Source organism: Prosthecobacter fluviatilis, assembly GCF_055388355.1.
Genome location: NZ_AP043782.1, coordinates 1,928,890 through 1,951,301 on the forward strand (window position 1 = coordinate 1,928,890; position 22,412 = coordinate 1,951,301).

Below are 22,412 nucleotides of genomic sequence, written 5' to 3' on the forward strand. Positions count from 1 at the left end.
TCCTCTGCAATGAAGCGGCTCTGTATTCTGGCCTTGGGAATTGTCGCGCTTACCGCCGCCGCAGCTTCACGCCCTCCAAATCTTGTCTTCATACTGACTGACAATCAGGGAGCTTGGACGCTGGGCTGCTACGGAAACCCGGAGATCCGCACACCTAACATCGACAGGCTCGCGGCTGAAGGCATCCGCTTCACACACGCGCTGAGCAGCAATCCGGTATGCTCGCCCACAAGGGCCACATTTCTCACAGGACTGCTCCCATCCCAGCATGGTGTGCATTCTTTTCTGGATCCCAAGTTCATGATGGGCCCGGAAGCCTACAATACGCTGCAAGAGTTCACATCTCTGGGCGAAGTTTTACAAAAGGCGGGCTACACCTGCGGACTGAGCGGCAAATGGCACCTGGGAGCGAACATGACACCAAGCGAAGGCTTCACCACCTGGACGACGAAGCCAGACGGCAGCACGCAGGAATTTTATGACCAGAAGGTCATCGAAAACGGCCAACTCCGGGTGGAACACGGCTACACCACGGACTTCTGGACACGCAAGGGCGTGGAGTTCATAGCAGCAAACAAAGACCGGCCCTTCTTCCTTTACCTCGCCTACAACGGCCCCTACTCCCTAGGCCGGCTGATGCTCAACAAGGCTCAAAACCGTCATGCGGACTACTACGCGGACAAACCGCTGCACTCATTTCCCCGCGATGCGATGCACCCCTGGCAACATGACAACAAGTCTTTTCACAACACCGACGCCGCGCGCCGCCGCATGGCCAGTGAGGTGAGCGGTGTGGATGATGGCGTGGGTGAGATCATGGCAGCGCTGGCAGCCAATGGCCTGGACGATAACACGCTGGTTGTTTACACCAGCGATCAGGGCTGGATGGGCGGCCAGAACGGCATGTGGGGCATGGGGGACCACTTTCGCCCCATTGGCGCGCATGAACTGATGATGCAGATCCCACTTATCTTCCGCCAGCCAGGAACCATCCCTGCGGCTCAGACCTGTGATGCGCTGATAAGCAACTACGACTTCATGCCGAGTGTGCTCAGCCAGCTCGGGCTTGGTGACAGGATGCCAAAGCAGCCGCCATCCCCAGGCCGTGATTTTTCCCCTGCCCTGCGCGGCAAGCCCCTGGCGGATTGGGACAACACCGTCTTCTACGAAATGGAGTCCACCCGGGCCATCCGTACTGCGCGTTGGAAATACGTGGCTCGTTTTCCTTCCGGCCCCTACGAGCTTTATGACATGCAGACGGACCCGCATGAACGCTTCAATCAGTACGGCCAGCCCGGTACTGAAGAGCTCAAGTCGGAGCTTTCCAAGCAGCTGGATTCTTTCTTCAGCCGCTACGCCGCCCCAAAATATGACATCTGGAAAGGCGGCGGATCAAAAGCGAAGAGGCATGCACCATAAGGACCTCGAGGCGCTGAAAAAATCGCAGCCTTATTTGCCCTCAAACCTCTTTCGCAGCTCGTTAAAGTAGCGCCTCACCTGCTCACGGCGAGCAGGCGGCAGGGAGGCTTCGTCCAGCGCGGCTTCCTCAGCCTGAATCGCTTCGAGAGCGGTCTGTGCTGAGCCGCGGGCGGACTTTTCGCTACGGGCACCACCCTCCACACTGCGCACGGTGCTCTGCCCCTCACTGTTCTGCTGGGCGCGCACCACACTTTGTTTGTCAGTTTTCTGCGCGCTTGTAGGAGCACTCTTGAGGTCGGCTTTGCCTTGGCCTGGAGGCAGGCCGGAGCCAGGCATGGTCAGCATGGGAGCATTTGGGTCAGGCGGAACCCCATCACCTTCTATGATAACGATGGGGGCTTTTTCATCAGGCTTGGCTCCACCAGGAATGGGTGCCAGCAGCATCGGCTGTCCCTCTCCAGGCTGGCCTTGCTTGCCAGCCTGCCCTTGCTGGCCCTGCCCCATGCTCATCATGGGCTGCTGCTGCCCCTGGCCTTGTCCATCCTGGGGCTGTTGCATTTGATTTTGCTGCCCCGATTGGCCCATACCGGGGGGATTGAGTGGCTGCTGAAGGTTCTGAGCCTGGCCGTTCTGCTGGGGGCTCTGCTGCCCTTGCTGCTGGGGTGAGGCATCCTGCCCCGCCTGGCTCATCTGTTGCATCGCCCCATTGCTGCCGTCCTGCTGTCCTGCGATCTTGCTGCCCGAATCACGCAACTGCTGGGCAAGCTGCTGCAGCTCCTTGCGCGCCTGTTCACGCAAAGCGAGATCACGCAGCTTGTCGGCAAGTTTTTGGAATTCTGCGCCAGCGCCTGCGGCTTTGCCCTGCTGCATTTGATCTCCAGCCGCAAGAACATTCTGGCCGACGGCACGCTGGCGGTCTTCCTGGTCCGAATGCATCTGCGCGTCCTTGAGCGTCTCGCTCATGCGGTCTCTCGCTTCGGCATTGAGCTGGGGGGATTTGAGCTTGCTGCCCAGCGCCTCAGCCGCCTGCGCTGCCGTCTGAGCATTCTTCGCAGCCACGGCATCCCCAAGATCTGCCGTGTCGGCGTGCTGTCGAAGTGACTCGATGAGTTTTTCCGAAGCCCAGGGTTCCTTGCCATCGCCAAGCTCATCCGCAAGCTTCTCCGCCTCGCGTGCGCGCCGTTCCAGTTCGGCCAGCACATCACGCGCATCCTTGCCTGCTGCATTGGAAAGATCTGCAGCAGTCTTTTGCAGCTTGTCATTGAGCTCATCCAGCTTTTTGGCCTCATCATCCCTCAGCCCCGCAAGCTTTTTCTTTTCCCAGTCTGCCTGCGTGAGCCTCTTCGCTTCTTCTGCGGCTGTGCGCGACATTTCCCCGTCCATCATCAACGCCTCCGAAGGCGGTGAGGTGACGGCGCTGAGGAAAGTGCTTAGCATGGCAACCAGCAGTGGCAGCGCCAGCCAGCGGTCAGGCCTCAGCGGAAGGTCTTGTCTCAAAGAGGCCGGCCATGCCCGCACCAGAACCTCACGCTGGACTTCGATGTGTGCGCGCGCCTCCTCGCCTTCTTCGGCGTTTTTCTCGAACCACCAGGCAGAAGCGAAGGCCTCTCGCCGCCCCGCCGCCTGATCCCACAAGGCCAGCGCGCTGAATTCACCAGGCCTCTGCCACCATGCGTAGCCAAGGCAGCCGGTCAGCCACACTAAAAGCCCCGCCCATGGGGAGAAAACTGCACCTGACCCGCGTAGCGCAGCGAGCATGAGCAAAACAAGCCCCAGAGAGGCGGGAATGAGCGTCATGCGCAGCACTGCAAGCCATCGCCTGAGCGTCACCCAGACCTGTACACGCTGGGCCACTGAGGCAAAGGCCTGGGCGGAGGATGCAGTCTGACTCATGCCTGGCATTACACCCTAAAACGCAGGTGGGGCCAAGCATTTTGAAGCCCCCGGCCTGAATTCCTTGGCGGACAAAGGAACACCGGAGCCGCATGGCCCGCCGCTCACTCTGTTTTCGTTTTTTGAAACCAGCCCTTCATCTTGCCCAGAAGCCCTTTTTTCGGCTCACTCTCCACCGCATCAGGCGGGGGCAGCAGAGCGTTGGGCTTGCCAGCGGCAGCCGGGATGGCCCTGGGAACAATGGTTTCAGGCATTCCTGCAAACTGGGCAGCTTCGTCAAAGCTGGCGCTGTAGTCACCGAACCGCGCCTGCTCGAGGTAGTGGGAGGCGCTGTCAGGCAGGATGCGTGGCTGCACAAAGATCATCATCTCCCGCCTTTCCTTGGCCTTGCTGGTGCTGCCGAAAAGGTTTTTGACAATCGGGATGCGGACCAAAAAAGGCAGGCCGCTTTTGTTATTGGTGTCACGTTCAGTGATGAGCCCGCCAAGCATGGCCGTGGCACGATCAGCCACGATGAGGCTGTTGGCCATGCCCTGTTCCGAAATGTTGGGCACCTGGTTGCCGCTGATGGTGGTGTAGTTCGAGATGTCGTTGTTTTGCTGCTTGAACTCCAGCATGACTTCCGCGTCGTTGAAAATGTGCGGTGTGATGTCGAGCTGCAGGCGCACGGGAATGTACTGTGTGGTGGATGTGAAGCCACCGCCAACCACACCGCTGGTATAGCTCTGGCCGGCGATGGCCACCTGCTGACCGATGTAAATGCGCGCAGGCTGATGGTTGAGAGTGGTAAGCGTGGGCTTTTGCAGCACATGAAATCGCTTGGTGCTTTCCAAGGTCTGGAGAAAGACATTCAGGTTCTTGTTGATCTGACCGTAGGCAGTCAGCCCTCCCAGAGTGGCCGGACCTCCCGCAGCCAGAAAACCGGCCATGTTTTTCAAATTGGATGGATCGGCAAAAGCCGTTCCCTGAGTGTTGAGAACTCCGCCGACAAGCCCGTCGTCACCCACCTGCTTGAGGGTTTGAATCCAGTCGAGGCCAAAGTTAAAATTGTCGCTTAGCGTAAACTCGCCGATGATCGCGGAAAGCAGAATCTGCCGTGGGCGCACATCGAGTTCTTCCGCGAGATCCTGCAAGGCTTTGATCTGATCTGGCGGCCCGCTGGCAAAAAATTTTGAACTGGCCGGATCCGCTATGACCAGCGTGTTGGCGATGAGTATGCTTATGGGCTTTCTGGTGATCTGCAGATCTGTAGCGATGCTGCCTGTGCCAAACCCCTGCCCCGCAGCTCCTCCACCAGACAATGCGCCACCACCCTGAATGCCAGCGCCCACGTTCGTGCCCCCACCTGTGCCCAGTGCAGCTCCCGCACCGAAAGATTGGGGAATATTGGCAGGCTGCGCTGGCGCAGATGACTGCGATTTCTGCTGCGATTCCAGACTGTTGTCCTGCTGCCGGGGGTCGTTTCTCATCAACGCCTTCTCGGCGATGCTCAGGAATACGGAGAGATCGAGGTAGTTGAGCTTGCGTGAGAAGTAACGGCTGGCCGAAGCTTCTGCATCCAACTCCCGCACCAACGCCTCGATTTTTTGCAGGTCGAGCGGGCGGGCCACAACGACAATCGTATTGGTTCTGGCAACTGCCTGCATGAGAGGCCTGGCCGTATGCTGTGCCATGCCTGAAACTTGCACGGCTGCTGCAGCCGTTGATGCCGCGCCAGGATCACTCGCGCCTTCAGCAGACCGTCCGGCAGAAGATTTGTCGAGTCCAAGCAGCACCTCAAGCTGCTCGACAACCTCCTGGGCCTCAGCACGCTCAATACGGATGCTTTTCTGCACGGTTTCCACCGGTGGCTGATCTACCTGACGCGAAAGTTCAAGATAGGCGCGAATGGTCTGCGAGGCTTCGGTAATGACCAGCGACTGCGAGTTTGGCACGGCCAAAATCCGGCCATAAGGGTGCAGTGGAATGATGGTTTGAAATGCCGTGCTGGCTTCTTCCGCCCCCAGATGGCTAAGCTGAAGCACATGCGTCACAACCTGATCCGAATCAGGCAGATCTTCCGCCCTCAGAATCATCGGCACGTTTTGCGCAGACGGAAGGCTGCCTCCCTCCGTGGCGATCAGCTTGAAGAGATTGCCCCCGCTGGGCACCAACGCATAGCCGTGCATGAGCAGCCCCTTTTCGATGATAGCCCGATATTCCTCGTCGCTGAATTCACCAGGCACATCAATGGTGACAACGGCATTTTCCAACCCGCGGTCACGTAAGACTTTGCGACCGGTGACACGAAAGTATTCAGCCAGCACTTCAGCAACCGGCGTAGCCGTGAAACTGATCAGATTGCCCCCAGAGCCGCTGGTCGCTGACTGCACAGGGGGAGGGTTCAGGCCTGCAGGCGGGAGAGGACCGGGCACCGCAGGCCGTGCTGGAATCTGCGCCTGCACTCCGGCGAGGGAAAACAACGCGATGATAAAAAGTGACAGTGCTGAGGAGTTCATAAAAGAGGGGCGGCGGTCATCTGGTAGCGGCATCATCGTGAGGGGGCTTGCGCGCCAGCAACGACCGGCGCATGCAGGCGGCTGAAGCTGATCAGAGCCACCACACTGGCAGGATCGGCGGCATCGGGCGTCACCTTGAGCTCCGTCACCAAGCAGAAAGCCTCAGGAGAAAGAAGCTGGTGAATCCAGCGGAACAACGCAGGCAGCCCTCCGCGCACTGTGAGTGTCACAGCCACCTCATTTTGAAACTCCGTCCTGACCAGCTCATGCAGCTTTTTTTTCTGCACCACAAGCCCCTGTGCCGCAGCCGATGCCAGCAGGTCTTCGAGCAGTTCCTGGCTGGCCACGCTTTCACTGGTCATCGGTGGCTGCGAAGCCCGCAACCATTCCAGGCGCTGCTGCCAGAGCCCCGCCTCGGCCAGCAGAGCCGAGGCCTCCATTTGCCGGAGTTCAAGCGCCTGCTCGCGACGATCAATGCCATGCTGAAGTCGCAGCAGCTGACGAGACAGCAAAGCGCCTGTGCATACCGCAACCAGCACGCCCAGAATCATGATCAGCCGCTTTTCACTGGCCTTCATGGCTGACACCTCCCGAATCAAGAGTCCCTTCCGCGCGAAAATCCGCACGATTGTCTTCGCGGATCGCAGGCACAGGAAAATTCCACACGTAGTGTTGCAACGCAGAGCATGCCGTCAGCTTTCCTTTGAACTCAAGGGCATGGTTCACAGTTGTAGCCTCTCCGCTCACCATGATTTTGCCGTCTTCAAACCCGAACTCCTTCAGCCGAATGCCTTCGTCCGGGAGAAGCGCCACGATCTGATGAAAAATCTCCACAGGATACATGTCAGGATTGATGGCTCCCTCCATCGCCAGCCACTGAGCCTGGGCCTGGGCCACCCGATCGATTTCAGGCTGCCGCATGGCGAGCTCTCTTTCGGCCTGTTGCAGGCCGCCGTCCCGCCCCTGCAAGCGCAGCCACCACGCCCCAAAAAAACACAGATACATGATGGCCGCAGCAGCAAACAACAGCAGTCTGGCATGCCGAGTTTGCTTTTGTCTCCGTAGCACCGCCACTTGCAGCGGCACCAGGCCACTCGCGGCTGCAGGCGGACGTGGGTTGGGGCGAGGCTCCTTGATCACGGATGCCTCCACAAAGAGGCAGGCTAGTTGTGGCACGAAATCGCTCTCGCATGCTGTCCAAACATGAATGACCGCAGGCTCCTCCATGAAGTCATGAGCCTGAAGAGCAGCACAAAGATCACGCAGCTCAAAAGCCGCATCCACATCCAGAACACGTGAAGCCAGAACAGAAGCATGAAGCAGCATGCCATCCCGGGTAAAGGCTGCGACATAGCGCCCCATTTCCATCCATAAAGCAGCACCATTCTCTGGTAGAGGCAGCATGCGGACAGTGGGTTCAAATCTTTCCGCAGTGCTGCTCCAGCCCTCTGAAAACAAGGTTTCTTCTGTCAGAGCCAAAGTGGCCACCAGAGACCTAGGCCCCTTGCGCAAAACAGTCCAGTGCATGCACAAGGAAGCGTCTCCACTTCCTAACACCCCCAGCGCCTCCCAGCGCAAAGCCACGGCTTCTTGATCTACGCTGTCCTGGCTCAGACACCAGAAAGGAGCGCTGTCAAAGGCCAGCATCTCGACTCCCATCAACGCTCCGCCGGTTCGTCCTGAGCGCTGCCAGACGCCGTCCTCGCAAGCCCAGATTTCGCGGGCCTCTTCTCCTGGAAAGCAGAGGGAATGTCCTGCCGGCTGCACCAAAGCCTTCTTCACGGCCCCCTTTCTCCTTTCACGGGAAATTCGCTCCACTCAATCATGCGCGGAGCGCCCTCTTTAGTGTCCAGGACTACTGCAATGCCACAAAGGGCATCTCCTGCCATGCCAATGCTTTCGACATGCCTTGTCGTTCCCTGCAGAGTCAGCTGCGGCAGAAGATCTGCCCGGGCTCCTGCTGCCCCTCCTAAAAGAGACATGACTGATTCAAGACTCCGGAATGGAACATCATCAGCCGTATGAGGCAGCCTGTCCGGACCATTGCGAGCACTCACCACCTGCTCAGCCGTTTCCAATGTTGTTCCAGAGACGGCTGAGAGAACTTCCGCAGATGCCGTATTGACGTCCAGCAGGCCGTTGCCTCGGAGAGTAAACCAGTCACGCCAGCCAGGCTTTACCGCATCCAGTTCATCCGCTCTTGCCACAAGCCCCACTTCGGAGAAGTTGCTGAAAGGACGGTTCAGCGGCAGTCCCGAACGGCCCTGGAGGTCATAGTCCACCTTTTCAGCACTGCCGGGGCGGCGTTTCAAGTCGTCGGCATCCGTCCAGTCCATGAAGCTGGCGGCGATGTCCTGAGCATCGGCAAGTGTCAGCCCCCAGGACATAAAAACACGCTCCAGCAGCGGCAGTTTGTCTGGCGTCAGCAATGCGTTGAGGTTCAGCTTGCGCTCCTCGGTGCTCAGTCTGGCTTCATACCCTTCGACTCCTGCCACGCTGCTCCGCAGCAGCGGATCTCCGGCTTTTATCAGCGGATGCGCGGCCACAGCAATCCCTTTTTCTGCGAGCTGCCGTGCGCGAGTGCGGCTTGTGCGTGCATACTGCATTTCACCATGCTCTCTGGACATGACGGCAGTGGTGATGACCAGAAACGAAAGCACCGCAGTCAGGCACAGCACGGCCAGCAGCACCGAACCGGCAGCAGCAGGCTGTTTGTGAAATTGGCAGACATATGTCACGATCACGAATGGGCATGCATCAGGCGGCATGCTCAAGTTACGGAATCTTCACATTCAAACGATGGCCCAGCTTCCGAACAGCCGGGCAGCGGCCTTCAATCGCCCGGGTGTCGGCAACAGTTCTGTCACATTTCCACCCCGCTCAGTCTCGCGCCTTCAATACTCCCACCATGTCCAGCTTTCGCAGCATGCGCCCCACCACCATGAAAGAAGCGCAGGATGCCGCCCCCACCACCAGAACGGCCATCGTGTAAGTATGCACGCTGATGACCAGCGGCATCCGGATCGTTTCAGTGCTCACGCTGGCAATGATGAAGGTGGCCAGACCTTTGCCAAAAAAAAGCCCCGCAGGGAGCGCTGTGAGGATGAGCAGCAGCAGCTCCCCGAGCAGGACTCCAGCCACTTCCCTCTGAGTGAAGCCTATGACACGCAGCGTCGCCAGATCCCGGCTGCGCTCTGAGAGAGCGATGCGGGCGCTGTTGTACACCACACCGAAAGCCACCACGACGGCCAGCACGAGATAAAGCCTGCGCAGGATGCCAATGCTCTGCCCTGTCGTGCTGCGGAAGGATTCCAGCTGGTCTTGTTTGACTAGCGTGATGGCGATGCGCGGCGTGTCCTTCACCGCACGCATGAAGTCAGTCCAGCGGGCTGCGTCCACTGTCATGTAGGCGCCGCTCACTGTGTCCCCCTCATGCATGAGGCGGTGCAGGGCATTGATGTCCATGAAAGCGGAGATGCCGGCAAAATCCTCCAGAAAGCCCCGGATGGGCACGCCAATGGATTCACGCCGGCCTTCAAGGCTCTCCACCTGAACCACGTCGCCGATGCGCGCACCAAAGATCTTGCCCAATTGCGCGGACATCACGATTCCCTCCTCCGGCAGCACGATGGGGCGGCGTTCTGCGTCCATGAGCCGGTTCAGGTCAGCATCCCGCGGCAGTCCCGTGACCGCGAGCTTTCGTGAATGGTGCCCGTAGTGAATGCGTGCCTGGACACTGCGCACGGGCTCGGCGAGTTGCACACCTGGCAGCTGCTCCAGATTGTGCAGCGAATCACCAGACCCAGGCTCGGCAAAAAACGCCACCACATCCTGCCGCTGCACATCATTCCATTGGTAAGTCAGCATGTAGTCGATGCTATCTGCCATGGAACCGGGCAGCACCATCAGCCCGGTCGCGAGAGCGAGGCCGAATACGGTGAACAGCGCCTGCACAGGCCTGCGCTCGATGTTTCTCAGGGCCATTCGAAACGCCGGACTGCTGCCGCGGGTCAGCCCCATGCGCTCAAGAGCCGAAGGCTCGAAGTCTGCCGGAGGCTCTGGCCTCATGGCCTCCGCAGGTGGCAGCCTCACCGCCATCCAGACAACACTGACAACACCCAAAAATGACGCGACACTGCTGACGGCCAGGGCGATCACCAAAGCACTGTAATCCATGCGGAAGCTCAGCACCGGAAATCGGAAAAACAGTTCGTAGACGCCGACCAGGCCGCCCCCCATCCAGCGGCCAACCAAACCGCCGGTCAAAGTGCCCAGCAGCACAATGACGAGCGCATAGCTCAGATAATGCCGCCCGACCTGCCATGAGGAGTAGCCCAGCGCCTTGAGCTGCGCGATCTGTTCCCGCTGCAGCCGCACCAGCCGTGCCAGCACTGCATTCACCATGAAGGCAGCCACACTCAGAAACACCACCGGATATGCCACGGACAGCGCCCTCACCACACGCAGTTCGTCATCCAAACGTCTGGCACTGTTGTGTTCCTGGCGGGTGTAGGCGCCCAAGGCACCGTAATCAATCAGCAGACGGTCCATTTCAGACATCACCGCACCAGCCTGCACTCCGGGAGAAAGATCCACGCAAATGTCATTGAAGGCACCGTCGAGATTGTAGGGCACGGCAATGGCCTTGTAGTTCATCCAGAAAACCCCGTACCGCTTGTTATCAGGCAATGTCTGACCGGGCCGCGCTTCAAACACAAACTCAGGTGAAAGACCGATGCCGCAGACAATGATAGTATCGCGGTGACCGTTGATAATGGCCACCAGGCTGTCGCCTATCTGCAACTTGTTGGCAAGCGCGAAGGATTCACTTACTACCGCCTGTCTCCGTTCATCAGGCTGCGGCAGGCGCCCTTGCCGGATGAAGACTTGGTTGAGCGTCTGAGACCTCCCTTCAGGCAACGACACCAAATGTGCCGACGCTGGCTCGGTCATCCCCTCAAGATCAAGCGTGGCATCGACCACAACACGGGCCTCCACTGCCGCTACTCCCGGGATTTCCGCCACTCGATCCGCCAACGACAAAGGTGCCCGTTTCAGCGTGGCAAACACATCCGCCAGACGCTGGCGCTGGTAATAGGCATCCCTCGTGCTTTCAAGAGTCAGCACGATGCTGCGTGTCATGATCATCATCGCCAGCCCGCAGGCCATCACGAGGCTCACAGCCACCATCTGCCCCTTCATGCGACCCAAATCGCGGAAGAGTTTTAAATCAAGCGGAGTGAACATGCCATAGGTCTATACGTTCAGTCACGTGCCTTGAGCACACTGACCAGATCCAGCTTGTTGAGCATAAAGCCGACCATGCCAAACGAGGCACCCGCTGCCGCCAGCACCACCAGCACGGATTTTGCATAGGTAATGGAGCTGATGTACTGCGGCAGGCGCACGGTTTCGTTGCTCACGGCACTGATCACATAAGAGGCCAGAACGCTGCCAAACACCAGCCCCAGCGGCAGTGCCGCCAGCACCAGCAGCGTGAGCTCCCCCAGCAGCACCCCGGACACTTCGCGCTTCGTCAGCCCCACAACCCGCAGCGTAGCCAGATCACGCCCGCGCTCCGAGAGCGCAATCCGCGCGCTGTTGTAAACAACCCCAAAGGCCACAATGACAGCCATCCATAGAAACAGCTGGCGTAGCGTGCCGATGCTCTGCCCCGTGGATGCGCGAAACGCCGCAAGCTCATTCTTCTTCACGCTGGCAAACTCGATTTTGGGCTGGTCTTTGACTTCGCGCATGAACTCATCCCAGCGTTTTTCATCCACGGTGAGAAACGCTCCCGTCATTGTCTCCCCTTCCCGCAGCAGACGACGCACCGCATCAATGTCCATGTAGGCCGTCATGCCATAGAAATCCGCCATGAAACCGCTGACGGTCACCACCTGGTGTTCGCAGCGCCCTTCCAGCACCTGAACCTGCAGCTGGTCCCCGATCTTCACCCCCAGCACCTGCCCCAGCTTCTGAGAAACGACCACCCCCTCTCGCGGCAGCTTGATCGGCCGCCCCTGCGAGTCGCGCGGATGAATCAGCTTGTGATTTTGTGCACAGCCCAGGATGAACAGCCTGCGCTCATGGTGTGCGTTGCTCAGTCTGGCGATGAATCCACGCACCGGCTCAGCCAGTATGGTTCCCGGCAGATGCTCCAGATCATGCAAGGTGTTGCGTGAAACAGGATCCTGCATGTGGATGACGACATTTTGCCGAAACTGATCATTCCACTGATAGGTTAGCAACTGGTCCACACTGTCAGCCAACGCACCAGGCAGCACCAGAAGGCCCGTGGCCAGCGCCAGACCTGCCACCGTGAATCCGGACTGCACAGGCCGGCGCTCGATGTTTCTCAAAGCCATGCGAAACACCAGCCCTGTGCCTCGTGTGAAACCAAGCCGCTCCAGCAGCGAAGGCTTGAAATTCGCCGGAGGCTCTGGACGCATCGCCTCTGCCGGGGAGAGCCTCACTGCCAGCCACACCGCCCCTGCCACCCCCAGCACCGCCGCCAGAATGCTGATGACCAGGGCCATGACCAAAGCGCCCTGATCAAGTTGAAACTGGAGATCAGGAAAATGGAACAACAGCGTGTACACACCAAGCATGACATGCCCCAGCCGCCAGCCCGCAAAGATCCCCACCGCCGTGCCGGCCACCACGATCACCAGAGCGTAGTTAAGATAGTGCCCGCCTACCTGCCAGGAAGTGTACCCCAGCGCCTTGAGCTGGGCTATCTGCTCGCGTTGCAGCCGCACAAGCCGCGAAGTGACCGAATTCACCATAAAGGCAGCCACACAAAGAAACACCACCGGATAGGCCAGGGCGAGCGCACGCACGATTCTCAGTTCGTCCCCGAGACGCTTGGAGCTGGAGTGGTCACTCAGAGCATACGCGCCGGGAGATCCGTAGGTCACCAGCAGCTGGTCCACCTCCTCGATGACCTTCTTCGGCTGAGTTCCCGGAGAAAGATCCATGCAAAAGTCATTGAACGCCCCATCCAGGTCGAAAGCGGCAGCCAGGGACTGATAGCGCAGCCAAAAGACGCCATAGTGCCGGTTGTCCGGCAGAGTCTGCCCAGGCGGCGCTTCAAAGACAAACTCCGGAGAAAGCCCGATGCCGCAAATGTCCAGATGGTCACGGTGACCGTTCAATATGGCTGAAATGCGGTCACCTATCTGCAGCCCATGCGCCTGGGCAAAGGCCTCGCTCACCACCGCCTCACGCTGCCCACCTGCTGCAGGCAGCCTACCGCGCCTCAAAAAAATCTGGTTGAGATTGAGCTTTCCGTCATCCGGCAGGGAGACCAGCCGGGCCCTGACCGGCTCCTGCATGCCCTGCATGTCCAGCAGCGCGCCTTTGACCACACGCAGATCCACCGTGGCCACGCCGGGGATGCGGCTCATGCGTTCTTTCATGGAGAGCGGGGCGCTCTTCACCTGCCCGAAGACATCCGGCATCTGGTAGCGCTGATAGTAGCTGTCCCGTGTAGCCTCCAGGCTCATGATCACGCTCTGAGACACGATCATCATGGCCACTCCGCAGGCCATGACCAGGCTCACCATCAGCACCTGTCCCTTCATGCCGCCGATGTCGCGCAGGAGTTTACGGTCAAGTGTGGTGATCATTCAGTAAAAAATTGCAACGGCTGCACAGGCAAGGGCGTCACATGCTCTGCTCAAGCCCTTCCGGGTCGAGTATGCAACAACGGAGATCATGCTATTTCTAAGCCGGTTTCTTGACAAGCCGCACCGTGTGCAAGTAAGCAAGTAAAACCCATGCCAGAACCAACCGTCGCCGACCCTATCGCAATCATTGGAATCGGGTGCCGCCTGCCTGGAGGAGCCACCGACGCGCGCTCCTTCTGGCAGATGCTCATGAGTGGGGTGGACGCTATCAGCGAAGTAAGCCCAGACCGCTGGGATCATCGTTTTTACTATGACCCCGAGCAGGGCAAACCCGGCAAGACTTACTCCAAGTGGGCAGGACTGATCGACGAAATCGACCACTTTGACGCCGGCTTCTTCGGCATCACCCAGCGTGAGGCTCCCTTCATTGATCCTCAGCAGCGGCTTCTTTTGGAGGCTACCTGGGAGGCTCTGATGGATGCCGGCCAGCAGGTGGACATCGCCAGAGGCGAGGACACCGGTGTCTTTGTAGGCATTTCCACACACGACTACGGAGATATTCAGCAAAATTCCCTAGGTCGTGGCGTGGCTTATCCGCATTCCGCCACGGGAGTCGCAGCCAGCATCGCCGCCAACCGCATTTCCTATGCGCTGAATTTCCAGGGGCCCAGTGTCGCCGTAGACACCGCCTGCTCATCATCCATGGTGGCGGTGCACATGGCCTGCCAGGCCCTCTGGAACAAGGAATGCCACCGCGCCATCGCCGCTGGGGTGAACTGCATCATCACCCCCTATCCTTTCGTCGCATTCTCCAGCATGGGCATGCTGTCTCCGGATGGCCGCTGCAAAGCCTTCGATGCCAGCGCCAACGGCTTCGTCCGCGGGGAAGGCGTCGGTGCAGTATGCCTCAAGCCCCTCTCCGCCGCTCTGGCGGATGGAGACCCCATCTATGCCGTCATCCGCAGCACCGCCGTCAACCAGGATGGCCGCACCTCGGGCATGACAGTGCCCAGCCGTGGCTCCCAGCAGGAGCTCATTGCCACCGCATGCAGACTCGCAGGTGTGGCTCCGCATGAGATTCAGTATGCCGAAGCCCATGGCACAGGCACCACCATTGGGGATCTCATCGAAGGCAGCGCCCTTGGCACCATCCTCGGCGTTGGTCGCCAGCCAGGGGAGGACTGCCTCCTGGGCTCGGTAAAGACCAACATCGGCCACTTGGAGGCCGGCTCCGGCATTGCCGGTCTCATCAAGGTGGCCCTCTGCCTCAAGCACGGCATGGTGCCGCCCAATCTCCATTTCAAAAACCCCAATCCTTCGCTCAATTTTGAGCGCTTGCGCCTGAAGGTCCCCGTCTCGGCCACACCCCTGAGGCAGGATGCGCAGCACCGCCTGCTGGCATGCATCAATTCCTTCGGATTTGGCGGCACCAATGCTCATGCCATTCTGGAGGCACCACCGCCATCGGCGCCCTGTTTGCCAGCCCTGGCTCATGCCGATGCACCGCCTGAGCTGATTCTCCCTCTATCGGCGCGTGGCAGCGATGCAGCTCTGCAGGCTGTCGCACAGTCGTTCCTCACCTTTCTGGAGTCGGCGGATGACTCTGTCTCGATCAGAGAAATCTGCGCTGCTGCCAGCCGCCGGCGCACTCATCATGAGTTTCGTCTCGCAGCAGTTGCCAGCAACCGCATAGAGATGAGTGCCGCGCTTTCAGCCTTTTTGAACGGAGAGCAAACCCCAGGACTCAGTGTGGGGCAGCCCGTCAAAAACGCCCGCCTCGTCTTTGTCTTCAGCGGCCAGGGCCCCCAGTGGTGGGCCATGGGCCGTGAGCTTCTCGAGCAGGAGCCCGTGTTTCGTCAAACCATCCAGACCTGCCATGATGAGCTGCTGAAACTAGGGGGCTGCTCACTTCTGGATGAACTGCTGCGTGACGAAAAGACCACACGTCTCAACGAAACTCAGATCGCGCAAACCGCCCTCTTCGCCCTGCAGGTGGCACTGGCGGCACTCTGGCAGTCATGGGGGGTGCAGCCTTACGCGGTCGTCGGTCACAGCATGGGGGAAGTCGCAGCCGCGCACATATGCGGAGCCCTTTCCTTGCCCGAGGCTGTGCGCGTTATCCACCATCGCGGACGCTGCATGGAAAAGACCCCGCTGCGCGGCAAAATGATCGCCGCAGCGCTGACCCGCGAAGAGGCAGAAGCGCTGATCACCCCTTATGGCAGCAGGGCATCTCTCGCTGCAGTCAATGGCCCGAGGATGGTCTCCATCTCCGGAGACAGTGATGCCGTGGATGAAATCTTTCACGCAGTCGAGCAGCGCCAGCTTTTCGCACGCTACGTGCCTGTGAACTACGCCTTCCACAGCGCCCACATGGACCCTGTGCGGCAGGAGCTTGCCGAGTCTCTGGCTGGTCTCCAGCCTCAGCCCGGCAAGGTTAAAATTTACTCCACCGTCACCGGCAAGCTGGCCGAAGGCACCGACTACGACGCTGGCTACTGGTGGCACAATGTGCGGCAGAGCGTGCTCTTCGCACCCGCCATTGATGCTGTGATCGCAGCAGGACAGACGCACTTCCTGGAGATCAGTCCGCACCCCGTGCTGTCCAATTCGATGTCCGAATGCCTTGCTGAAGCTGAGGTCGGAGGTCTCGTGCTGCCTTCCCTGCGCCGCCAGAAGCCGGAGCGCACGACGCTGCTCAGCACCCTTGGAAATTTGCATGTGAACGGCCACGAGGTGGACTGGTCCTCTCTCTACCCTCAGGCCAGCTCTGCATTGCGACTCCCCGAATACCCATGGCAGAAAGAGCGCTTCTGGCACGAACCCGCTTTTTCGCTCCAGCTGCGCACCCGCCCAGGGTTGAATCCGCTCATCTCCCTTGCACTTCCCGGACTTCATCCCACCTGGGAAACTGCGTTGAACAAAAGTGTGCTGACCTGGCTCAAAGACCACCGTGTGGGCCAGCACCTCATCTTCCCTGGAGCAGGCTATGTGGACATGGCACTGGCCGCCGGTCGTGAATTGCATCCGGACAAGCCGGTGCTGATCGAGGAGCTCGAAATTCATCGCGGCTGCATCCTGCCCGCAGGTGATGATGTGCCGCTGCTTCAGATTTCCTGCCTCCCGGAGGAAAACACTTTTGTCATTCAGAGCACGCTTACAGAGGCCCCCCCCAGCTGGATGCAGCACGTGACTGGCCGGCTGCGCGCCGAGCCCGAACGCAGACAGCCCGCGGCATTTGATCTCACAGCGATCAAACAACGTTGCCTTTTGGAGCTGGACGGCAAAGCCTTCTATCAAGCAGCCGCCGCAGCCGAGCTGCACTATGGCCCGCAGTTTCAGGGGCTGTCACATGTGTGGGCAGGCCAGGACGAAGCCCTCGGCCAGATCGCACTCCCCGCAGCCGTCGTGGCAGAAATGGACCGCTACATGGTGCACCCAGCGCTGCTCGACGCCTGCATCCACCCCACCATCGCCATTCCTGCAGACGGTCTCTACCTGCCTGCGCGCATGGAGCGCATCCGCTGTTACTCCAAGCCTGGCGCCAAAGTTTGGGCCTACGTCCGCAGGACGCAGGCCATTGCCAGAAAGATCATCGTCATCGACCTCTACATTCTCGATGATGCCGGCAATGTGCAGCTGGAGATCACTGGCTTCCTTTGCAAGCACACCGCCATGAGCAGCGCACCAGGTTCAGGTGCCCAGGCCGACTGGCTCTACCAGTCCGAGTGGCAGCTCAAACCGCTCGCCAGCCTGCCGGTGGCGCACACCTCCGCTGATTATCTGCCGGATAACGCCCCCCTGGCAGCCACCCTCCGCGCTCACGCCTCTCGCTTCAGCGCAGAGCTGGGCATGAACGCCCGCTATCAGGAGTGGGAGCCGCGTTTCCTCCAGCTTTGCCGCAGCTCCATTGTGGCAGTGTTCAAACAGCTTGGTTGGCGCCCCAAACCCGGCGAATCCATCTCACTGCCCGCATTCCTGAAACGTGCCAAGGTGGATCCCGCCCATGAACGCTTCATCCACCGCCTGCTCACCTTGCTGGAAACGGAAGGGTGGCTGCAGCCAGACACATCCGCCGCTGCCCCAACTTGGAAGGTCGTGGGCAAGCCCACCACGCTGAATCGCGACAAGGCATGGCAGGACTTGGTCTTCTACTTCCCGGCCTTTCATCCGGAACTCATCCTGCTGGACCGCTGCACGGCGGGCCTGGCCAATCTTCTGCGCGGAAAATGCGACTCTTCGGCAGTGCTCTCTGCCAACATGCTTGAGCATTACCAGTCAGCCTCCGTCTTCACCCGTGTTTACAATCACATCCTTGGCGAGGCGGTCTCTGCAGCGCTGGCCCATGCCCCGGAAGGACGTAGCATCCGCATTTTGGAGATCGGCGCAGGCACGGGTGGCGTCGCCTCCAGCGTCCTGCCACGCCTGCCACACGCTCTCGTCCAGTACTGCTTCACGGATGTCTCGGATCGCGGCTTCGACCAGGCAGGGAAAAAATTCAGCGATTATGCCTCCGTCCAGTATCGCGTGCTTGATCTGGATCTGCCGCCGGCGGAGCAAGGTTTTGCCGATGAACGTTTCGACATCATCATCCTGTCCAACTCGCTGTCGCTGACGCAGAATGTGCAGCGTTCGCTTCAGCATGTGCGTCATTTGCTCTCCTCAGGCGGCCTGCTGCTGACGCTGGAAATCGAGCGCCCCACACCGTGGCATGATGTGGTATGCGGCACAGATTCACGCTGGTGGCATTTCCAGGACACGGCCCTGCGCTCGCAGCATCCCCTGCTGCCTTCTGCAGACTGGCAGCAGCTCCTCGTCTCAGCAGGGTTTACCAGCGTCGAAACCGTTGCGGATGCTACCAATCACAGCAGCGCCTCGCAAGTTGTCCTCCTGGCACGCGGCCCCGAACTGCAGCAGGCTTCCGCCCCCCCCGCTGAACCATCTGCAGAACCCGGATTCTGGCTGATCTTTGCCGACCAGCAGGGGCTGGGGCATAAACTGGCCGCGTCTCTGCGCCAGCGTGGCGACACCTGCCAGGTAGTCATCCCGGCAGATGAATTCGCACGTATCTCAGCCGATGAGGTTTCGCTGAGAGCATCCGCAGCGGAGGACCATGCCCGCCTGCTTTCTGAACTTCCACCGGCCACCATCCTGCGCGGTGCCGTCCATCTTTGGAGTCTCGACGCCCCCTCGGCCTCGGACCTCAACACGACGGCACTCGCGCAATCTCAGACACTCGTCTGCCACAGCCCGCTGTATCTCACACAGGCCCTGATTGCATCTGGCCAAGCCTCGCTGCCCGGCTTTTGGCTGGTCACTCGTGGTGCACAGCCTGCCGGCGGCCAGATGTCCTCACTCTCGCTCACGCAGTCGCCGTTGCATGGCATGGCACGCGTCATCATGAGCGAGCACCCCGACCTGCACTGCCGCACGGTTGATCTCGATGCCATTCCCAGTGCCCAGGACAGCACCATACTTGTCAAAGAACTGCTTCATACGGATGAGGAAGCGGAGGTCTCCTGGCGCGGTGAAGCTCGTTATGCCCACCGTCTGGTGCATGGCTCTCTGGACCAGTTGGCTCAATCTGACACTTCCACCCTCACCGCAGAGCAATGCTTCCGTCTGGAGTCCGCCAAGCCCGGCTCGCTGGACAAGCTGGTCTTCCGTGCAAAAACTCGACATGCACCTGGCCCCAAGGAAGTCGAAATCGAGATTTGCGCTGCTGCGCTGAATTTCCGGGATGTGATGAAAGCTCTTGGCATCTACCCAGCCGAAGCGGCAGATGCCATGCTGCTCGGCGACGAATGTGCCGGCCGCATCGTCCGTGTGGGTGAAGGCGTGACACAGTTCAAGCCCGGTGATGAAGTCATGGCCCTGGCGGCAGGGTGCTTCGGCACTCACGTCACCACGGTGGAGCACGCCGTGCTGCTTAAGCCCGCACACCTCACCATGGAAGAGGCTGCCACCCTGATGGTCACTTACCTGACCGCCTCATACGCGCTCTCGCATCAGGGCCGTATGACCCGGGGAGAGCGCGTGCTCATCCACGCCGCCACCGGCGGCGTCGGCCAGGCGGCGGTCCGCATCGCCAGGGCTGTCGGCGCTGAGATTTTCGCCACTGCAGGCAGTGAGGAAAAGCGTGCATTCCTCAAAAAGATCGGCGTCGAGCATGTGCTGGATTCACGCACCCTTGCCTTTGCAGGAGAGATCAGGCGCATCACCCAGGACGAAGGCATTGACCTCGTGCTCAATTCGCTTGCAGGTGAAGCCATCCACCAGAGCCTTTCCCTGCTGCGCCAGTACGGGCGCTTCCTCGAAATCGGCAAGCGGGACATCTATGGCAACACCAAGGTCGGCCTTTTCCCCTTCCGCAAAAACCTTTCGTATCACGCGATTGACCTCGGACATGCGCTCGATCCGCGCAATTCGAAGTCCCTCATGACCAGCCTGAAAAAGCTGTTCAACTCACACAAGCTTCCAGCGCTCCCATACCGCACCTTTGCCACAGCGGATGCAGCTCACGCCTTCCGTTACATCACGCAGGCAAGGCAGATCGGCAAAGTGGTGCTCACCATGTCCGGCTCCAAAGTCTCGCTGAGTGCCGAAGCACCGGACTCTGCGCTTCGATTAAATCCTGAGGCCACCTACCTCGTTGCCGGAGGACTGGGCGGCTTTGGCCTCGCCATGTCACAGTGGCTGGTGGAAAGAGGTGCTCGCAATCTTGTGCTTTCAAGCCGCAGCGGTGCCTCCACGGAGGAATCTCGGGCGGGCGTTTCAGCGATGCAGGCTGCAGGCGCAAAAATCACCGTGATCCAGTCCGATGTCAGCGACCCTTCCAGCGTGGCATCGCTTCTCCAGGAAATCGCGCATTCACATCCTCCTTTGCGCGGTGTCTTTCATGTGGCAATGGTCCTGGATGACGGCCTGATCTCCCAGCTCAATGCGGAGCGTTTTCAAAAGGTCACCACGCCAAAAATCAACGGTGCTTGGAATCTGCACGTGCAGACTCAGCATCTTGCGCTTGATCATTTCGTCATGTTCTCGTCGGTGGCCTCCATCATTGGAAGCCCCGGCCAGGCAAACTACGCGGCAGCAAACGCCTTCCTTGACGCCCTGGCAAATCACCGCCGCATGCAGGGCCTCCCCGCACTCACCATCAACTGGGGTGTCATGGCCGGCGTCGGCTACGTCGCACGCCATAAAAAGCTGGAGGAGCACTTTGCACGCATTGGCTGGTCAGGAATCACCCCGGCAGAGTCTCTGCCCATTCTCGGTCGCCTCATGCAGCAGCCGGGTATCAGCCAGATGATGGTCTCACGCATTGACTGGTCCAAGTGGGCTTCAGTCACACCCGCCATCATCACGACTTCACGTTATGCGCTGCTTACCACCGAAGATGCGCTCAAGAACCATCAGTCTGACGACGCCAACTGGCTGCGTAATGCCGTTCTAAGTGCCGCACCAGCAGACCAAATCGGCATTTTGGAGACCTTCCTGCGTGAGCAGGTGGCCAAGATCCTGCGCACCTCCCCGGCCAAGATCGACTCCAAACGCCCTCTCAATGAGATTGGCATCGACTCCCTCATGGCAGTCGAGCTCATTCATCAGATCGAAAGCCAGACAGGCATCGCCATCCCCACCGGACAGCTCATGGGAGGAGCGCCAACCGCACTGAAACTTGCGGAGATCCTGCTCCACACACTGACTGGCGGCAAAACAGAATCCACCGCACCAGCACAAGAATCTCAGCCTGCTGCCACCGCTGAAAGCGAACTGGTACAGGATGCCGACCTTGCGCACTGGAACATTGCTTTTGCCCCAAACTCCGTCTCGGAGGCACAGATTCAGCGGCCGCAGCACCTCTTCCTCACAGGTGCCCTGGAATTCCTCGGTGCCTACCTGCTGCGTGATCTGCTGCTGCAGACCCCTGCCAAAGTGCACTGCCTCATTAGCGTTGCAGATACGACGGAGGCCTCACGGCAGATCGAGGCACACTTGAGGAAGCATGGCTGCTGGCAGGAGTCCTTCAGCCAGCGCATCATTCCTGTGCTGGGAGACTTGGCGCTGCCTTTGCTCGGGCTCGACCCAGCACTCTTTGATCAGCTCGCACTCACCCTGGATGCCATCCATCACACTGAGGCGCACATCAACCACATCGCAGCCTATGGACAGCTGCGGAAGGTCAATGTCATGGGCTCTGTGGAAATCATCCGCCTGGCCACCCAGGGCAGGCTCAAACCCGTGCACTACCTCTCCAGTGCCAGCGTCCTCGCTGCTGGTGAAGCAGCTGCAGAGCGGCCTCTGCGCGAAGACTCACCGCTGCCGCATTATGACAAACTCCTCGTAGGTTACAGTCAGAGCCGCTGGGTCTCGGAACAGCTTTTTGTACAAGCACGCGCCAAAGGTCTGCCGGTCCACGTTTTTCGTCCCGGCCTCCTCGTGGGAGATGATCAGACCGGCATATGCCCTACTGATAACATCATCTGGCTTTTCCTCAAAACCTGCATCGCCAGCGGCACGGGCCCAGACTCCAGCTACAGCAGCCTCCTCACCCCTGTCGATTTTGTGGCGGCCGCTATCACGAAGCTGTCGCTCGGTCTTGCAGGTTCCGGGCGTACTTACCACCTTATCAATCCTTCCGCACCAGGCTTCCGCGAGCTGCTGCACCACTCACGAGCCTGCGGCTACCCCATACGCGAGGTACCCGAAAAACAATGGGAGGGCGAACTCGCCCAGAGCAGTCTCGAGATTCAGTACAATCCCGTTGCCGTCTATCAGCTGTTCATTCCTCGCCAGGTGCTTTCCAATCTTGTTCAGGAACAATCGGCGCAGTTCTGCAGCAACATGCTGCAGGACCTCACAGGCACAGGCATCACCTGCCCGCCAATAACTCAGACACGCATGCAGGTGTACCTTCGTTACCTCGCTCAAATCCATTTTCTGCCCGCTCCAAAAGCCTGACGAACACAGC

At 59.6% G+C, this 22,412-nt stretch carries 9 protein-coding genes; 2 read left to right on the plus strand and 7 right to left on the minus strand.

Going from position 1 to position 22,412, the window contains the following annotated elements:
• Positions 1-9: 9 nt before the first annotated feature.
• Entirely contained in the window at positions 10-1,419 is a 1,410-nt protein-coding gene (locus ACZ5WW_RS07510) for a sulfatase family protein (protein WP_377172069.1), read from the plus strand.
• Between the two features lie 30 nt (positions 1,420-1,449).
• On the opposite strand, the gene ACZ5WW_RS07515 is transcribed toward ACZ5WW_RS07510, so the two are convergent.
• The 7 genes from ACZ5WW_RS07515 to ACZ5WW_RS07545 all read right to left on the minus strand — a co-directional run bounded on the left by ACZ5WW_RS07515 (position 1,450) and on the right by ACZ5WW_RS07545 (position 13,441).
• Positions 1,450-3,312, minus strand: coding sequence for a hypothetical protein (locus tag ACZ5WW_RS07515; RefSeq protein WP_377172067.1), 1,863 nt, complete (start codon positions 3,310-3,312; stop codon positions 1,450-1,452).
• Between the two features lie 104 nt (positions 3,313-3,416).
• Positions 3,417-5,810: a secretin N-terminal domain-containing protein gene (locus ACZ5WW_RS07520; protein ID WP_377172065.1), complete on the minus strand. Its 2,394-nt coding sequence runs from the start codon at positions 5,808-5,810 to the stop codon at positions 3,417-3,419.
• Positions 5,811-5,842: 32 nt separating this feature from the next.
• Positions 5,843-6,388 carry a hypothetical protein gene (locus tag ACZ5WW_RS07525; RefSeq protein WP_377172063.1) on the minus strand — a complete coding sequence of 182 codons (546 nt, stop codon included), beginning with the start codon at positions 6,386-6,388 and terminating at the stop codon, positions 5,843-5,845.
• Complete coding sequence (locus ACZ5WW_RS07530) at positions 6,375-7,457, minus strand: hypothetical protein (RefSeq protein ID WP_377172061.1); 1,083 nt, start codon at positions 7,455-7,457, stop codon at positions 6,375-6,377. The genes ACZ5WW_RS07525 and ACZ5WW_RS07530 overlap by 14 nt, the downstream gene beginning before the upstream one ends.
• A gap of 131 nt (positions 7,458-7,588) precedes the next feature.
• Positions 7,589-8,548: a type II secretion system minor pseudopilin gene (locus tag ACZ5WW_RS07535; RefSeq protein ID WP_377172059.1), complete on the minus strand. Its 960-nt coding sequence runs from the start codon at positions 8,546-8,548 to the stop codon at positions 7,589-7,591.
• A 142-nt stretch (positions 8,549-8,690) separates the two neighbouring features.
• Positions 8,691-11,057, minus strand: coding sequence for an ABC transporter permease (locus ACZ5WW_RS07540; RefSeq protein WP_377172057.1), 2,367 nt, complete (start codon positions 11,055-11,057; stop codon positions 8,691-8,693).
• A gap of 17 nt (positions 11,058-11,074) precedes the next feature.
• Positions 11,075-13,441: an ABC transporter permease gene (locus tag ACZ5WW_RS07545; RefSeq protein WP_377172055.1), complete on the minus strand. Its 2,367-nt coding sequence runs from the start codon at positions 13,439-13,441 to the stop codon at positions 11,075-11,077.
• Between the two features lie 150 nt (positions 13,442-13,591).
• Between ACZ5WW_RS07545 and ACZ5WW_RS07550 the strand changes: the two genes are divergently transcribed.
• Positions 13,592-22,402, plus strand: a complete 8,811-nt coding sequence (locus ACZ5WW_RS07550) for a thioester reductase domain-containing protein (RefSeq protein ID WP_377172053.1) — start codon at positions 13,592-13,594, stop codon at positions 22,400-22,402.
• Positions 22,403-22,412: the final 10 nt, after the last annotated feature.

What these genes read in the sequence shown, in the direction of transcription:
- ACZ5WW_RS07515 (WP_377172067.1), bottom strand. Translation starts at nt 3,312, where the DNA reads ATGAGTCAGACTGCATCCTCCGCCCAGGCCTTTGCCTCAGTGGCCCAG.
- ACZ5WW_RS07520 (WP_377172065.1), bottom strand. Translation starts at nt 5,810, where the DNA reads ATGAACTCCTCAGCACTGTCACTTTTTATCATCGCGTTGTTTTCCCTC.
- ACZ5WW_RS07540 (WP_377172057.1), bottom strand. Translation starts at nt 11,057, where the DNA reads ATGTTCACTCCGCTTGATTTAAAACTCTTCCGCGATTTGGGTCGCATG.
- ACZ5WW_RS07550 (WP_377172053.1), top strand. Translation starts at nt 13,592, where the DNA reads ATGCCAGAACCAACCGTCGCCGACCCTATCGCAATCATTGGAATCGGG.
- ACZ5WW_RS07510 (WP_377172069.1), top strand. Translation starts at nt 10, where the DNA reads ATGAAGCGGCTCTGTATTCTGGCCTTGGGAATTGTCGCGCTTACCGCC.
- ACZ5WW_RS07530 (WP_377172061.1), bottom strand. Translation starts at nt 7,457, where the DNA reads ATGCTGGCCTTTGACAGCGCTCCTTTCTGGTGTCTGAGCCAGGACAGC.
- ACZ5WW_RS07545 (WP_377172055.1), bottom strand. Translation starts at nt 13,441, where the DNA reads ATGATCACCACACTTGACCGTAAACTCCTGCGCGACATCGGCGGCATG.
- ACZ5WW_RS07525 (WP_377172063.1), bottom strand. Translation starts at nt 6,388, where the DNA reads ATGAAGGCCAGTGAAAAGCGGCTGATCATGATTCTGGGCGTGCTGGTT.